The organism is Ruoffia sp. FAM 26254 (assembly GCF_045528545.1).
Lineage (GTDB): Bacteria > Bacillota > Bacilli > Lactobacillales > Aerococcaceae > Ruoffia > Ruoffia halotolerans.
Genome location: NZ_JBGQQY010000085.1, coordinates 1 through 3,330, shown reverse-complemented (window position 1 = coordinate 3,330; position 3,330 = coordinate 1). Strand labels below are relative to the sequence as shown.

The window sequence follows — 3,330 nt, the reverse complement described above, 5'->3', positions numbered from 1 at the left end:
TTAACCCGAAGCCACCGCGGTTTCCAGCAAGCTGAAGCAGAGCTATGGGAAATGTTTGGAACACTAGCAGAGAGCTGATTCTTTTACAGAAGGAATTCTTTATTTACACAAACTTCTTGACGCTCCCTAAAAGTTTCAAGCTTTCCAAAAAAATGGTAACACTTACAAAATATTTATTATAATTTATTCAATTAAAGGGAGATACATCATATGGAAGATAAAAATTTAGTTCTGAATACATATGTATTCGAAGAACTCATGAAACAAGGGCAATTTCAGATTGAATGGTTAGAAAAAATCAAAGACTTGGGGATTCAAACAGTTGAGATTCGTCGTGAGTATTTACGTGATAGAAAAGAATTAGCCGAATTAAAAGAAAAAGCCGAAGAATTGAATATGACTTTATTCTTTGCTGTACCTGATGTTTTATTCCCGGGCGTATTAATGAGTAAAGAAACTTTGCGTCAGTACTTTGAAGAATATAGCGAATTAAGTGCTAAACAATTCAAAATCATTGCAGGTTATGATGAAGATATAAATGATGTGGATATTGAAATACTTAAATCTCTAATGACAGAATACGGTATCTTACACCTTACATTAGAGAACGATCAAGAAGACTACTCAACACCAGAGAAGATAAAAAGGATTCTTAGTAAACTTAAAGACGCAGGTATTGACGCTGGAATGACTTTTGATACAGGAAACTTCTTAGCAACAGGCCAGTCCCCATTAGAAAGTGCGAAAGCATTAAAAGATGATGTCACGTTCATTCATATGAAAAACATTAAAGCCGATACTAAAGAAATGACTCTGATTGATGAAAGGGATATCAGTATGCTCGAAATATTAGCTGTATTTTCAGAAGAAGTCAATCGGGCAATTGAATACCCATGTGGCGGTAATCCATTTGAGACGGTAAAAGGCGAAATCGAGAAATTAAAAAAGAAATAGTCAGAATTAAATAGTACTTTAAAACTGCAATTAATGGAATAATTGCAGTTTTTTTGATAGAAAAACCAAATAAACATGAAAAAATTAAAATAAAACATCCGATGACTCGGATGAAAAAGAGTAAATTTTTTATTAAATATTTTCACACATGTCTATGGAAATACTTAATTTAAAAAGGATGCGATTGTGAAAGAATGTCAAAAATATTAATAATATAAAATAAGTTTCCTTATAAGAAAATGTGAGTCTTAAAAACTAAATATAAAGAGCTATTTATTTCATTTATCAGTTGAAAGTGCTCTTGTTTCCTATTATAAGCTCTTTAAAGGTTTCGGATTGCATTATTCACTTTCTAAAAAAGAAAGTTAAAAGTGAGCTATCCAAAACAAATGGTTAGAAAAAATAGTTTATTAAAAGGAGACATGGAAATGGAACAAGTTAACTTAGGTATTATTGGATACGGACAACAAGGTGGATTCTATGGAAGTTTAGTCACTGAAGGTAAAGTTGACAAAATGGCAGTAGTAGCGGTTACAGATATTGATGAGGCTAAAGACGAGAAAATCAAAGCAGACTTTCCAAACACTAAAATTTATCGTAACTATAAAGAGATGGTTAATAGTGGATACGGTGACGCAGTATTGAAAGAGATACCACATTACTAACACCCTGAAATGGCGATTTATGCTTTGGAAAATGGTTTACACGTATTAAACGAAAAGTCAGCAGGTGTATATACAGAACAGGTTAAAAAATTAAACGAAGTTGCAGAGTCTAAAAAAGATGAATTTTCTTATGCAATTATGTTCAATTAACGTAATAACCCGCTTTATCAAAAAATAAAAGCGATTGTAGAGAACGGTGAAATCGGAAATATTCGTCGGACGAATTGGATCATTACAATATAGTGGAGACCACAAGCATATTACGATTTGAGAAAGCAAGCGGACGTTGTCTTAGTAGATGAAGCTCATCTTCTATTATCAAACAGGGATGCCTTCAATAACTTTAATTATCAAAATCACCTTGAATAAATTAAGTGGGGGTGAGGCAACACGGGTGGCTATGGCAGAGATGTTTGTCAAAGCAAGTAATGTATTGATTCTAGATGAGCCAACTAATTTTATCGATGTTTTTACGATTGAAGCTTTAGAAAGCTTTATCCAGAAGTATTCAGGTACGGTTATTTTTACATCTCATGATAAGGAATTTGTGAGCCGAGTCGCTGATCCAGTGTATCAAATAGATGAAGAAAAGCTCATACATCTTCGTTAAATGAGATTCCAGTGACTAAAAGAGAAATTGATGACGACATTATTAGTAAAATTTAACTTAAATGAGAGGGTTTTCGTAGTAGAATAGTAAGTTATAAGGGAGTGGGTGATGACGATGAAAATGAAGACATTAACTAAATTAGCCTTAACGTTCGCAGGGGTTGCAATTGTAAGAAGAGCCTTTGATACAAGCATTCAAATTAGAAAATACCAAATGAAGAGCAATAAAGTAAACAATAATGTTCGGGTGATGTTCTTAAGTGATTTACATAATAACCAGTTTGGTGATAATCAATCTATCTTGATAGAACAAATTTCCGAACAAAAGCCTGATATTGTGCTTTTAGGAGGTGACCTTTTCGACTACGTTGGAAATGTCCACCCAACAACTAAGCTCCTCGATTGGTTAGGCCAACATTACCCAACATTTTACGTCACGGGGAATCATGAATTACGTATGAAACATTTAGCTGGCTTTAAACGCTTGATTCGCGAGATGAATATTCAAGTGTTAGAAGGAGACCGTGCGAAAGTAGAAGTGGGTCAAACAACACTAGTAATAAATGGTGTGGATGATGCGAAACACAAACGTACATTTAAAAAACAATTGAAGTACGTAGGAAAAAAAATAGATACAGAGTATCTTAATATCTTAATCAGTCATCGCCCTGAACAAGTTGAACAATATGAAAAATACCCGTTTGACTTAATATTAGCGGGACACGCTCATGGAGGACAATTCCGATTACCTGGCTTAATTAACGGCCTTTACTCACCGCAACAGGGCTTTTTCCCAGCTTACGCCGGTGGCGAATATGAATTAGAGAATGAGGCTACGATGATTGTCAGTCGCGGCTTGATGATTCAAAATCAACAGTTCCCACGTATCTTTAATCCACCTGAAATTGTCATCGTCGATTTACATTGAAATGCTAAAAAGCTTAACTATCTCTAAGTATGGTTAAGCTTTTTTAGTATGTTGAATTGCAATAATTAATGCGACAATTTTTTATTTACTCAATTAATAAGAGTTCGTGTAAAAATACTTCCAAAGGTGTTTGGTAATCTAAGCATTTCCTAGGTCGATTATTCATTAACCACA

General features: G+C 33.9%; 5 protein-coding genes and 1 pseudogene. All 6 read left to right on the top strand.

Annotated elements, in window-relative coordinates:
* The first annotated feature begins 210 nt into the window (after positions 1–210).
* Positions 211–954: a sugar phosphate isomerase/epimerase gene (locus ACEN3Z_RS11665; protein ID WP_138403814.1), complete on the top strand. Its 744-nt coding sequence runs from the start codon at positions 211–213 to the stop codon at positions 952–954.
* Positions 955–1,382: 428 nt separating this feature from the next.
* Positions 1,383–1,619, top strand: coding sequence for a hypothetical protein (locus tag ACEN3Z_RS11660; RefSeq protein ID WP_138403815.1), 237 nt, complete (start codon positions 1,383–1,385; stop codon positions 1,617–1,619).
* 9 nt (positions 1,620–1,628) lie between these two features.
* Positions 1,629–1,769 (top strand): hypothetical protein, encoded by a 141-nt coding sequence (locus ACEN3Z_RS11655; protein ID WP_171031253.1) that lies wholly within the window; start codon positions 1,629–1,631, stop codon positions 1,767–1,769.
* Between the two features lie 117 nt (positions 1,770–1,886).
* Positions 1,887–1,988 (top strand): DNA/RNA helicase domain-containing protein, encoded by a 102-nt coding sequence (locus ACEN3Z_RS11650; protein ID WP_138403816.1) that lies wholly within the window; start codon positions 1,887–1,889, stop codon positions 1,986–1,988.
* A 1-nt stretch (position 1,989) separates the two neighbouring features.
* Positions 1,990–2,229, top strand: a pseudogene (locus ACEN3Z_RS11645) (ATP-binding cassette domain-containing protein); the annotation flags it as partial.
* A gap of 108 nt (positions 2,230–2,337) precedes the next feature.
* Entirely contained in the window at positions 2,338–3,156 is an 819-nt protein-coding gene (locus tag ACEN3Z_RS11640; RefSeq protein WP_138403818.1) for a metallophosphoesterase, read from the top strand.
* Positions 3,157–3,330: the final 174 nt, after the last annotated feature.

Coding starts and splice junctions, on each gene's coding strand:
- ACEN3Z_RS11665 (WP_138403814.1), top strand. CDS start 211: ATGGAAGATAAAAATTTAGTTCTGAATACATATGTATTCGAAGAACTC.
- ACEN3Z_RS11660 (WP_138403815.1), top strand. CDS start 1,383: ATGGAACAAGTTAACTTAGGTATTATTGGATACGGACAACAAGGTGGA.
- ACEN3Z_RS11655 (WP_171031253.1), top strand. CDS start 1,629: ATGGCGATTTATGCTTTGGAAAATGGTTTACACGTATTAAACGAAAAG.
- ACEN3Z_RS11640 (WP_138403818.1), top strand. CDS start 2,338: ATGACGATGAAAATGAAGACATTAACTAAATTAGCCTTAACGTTCGCA.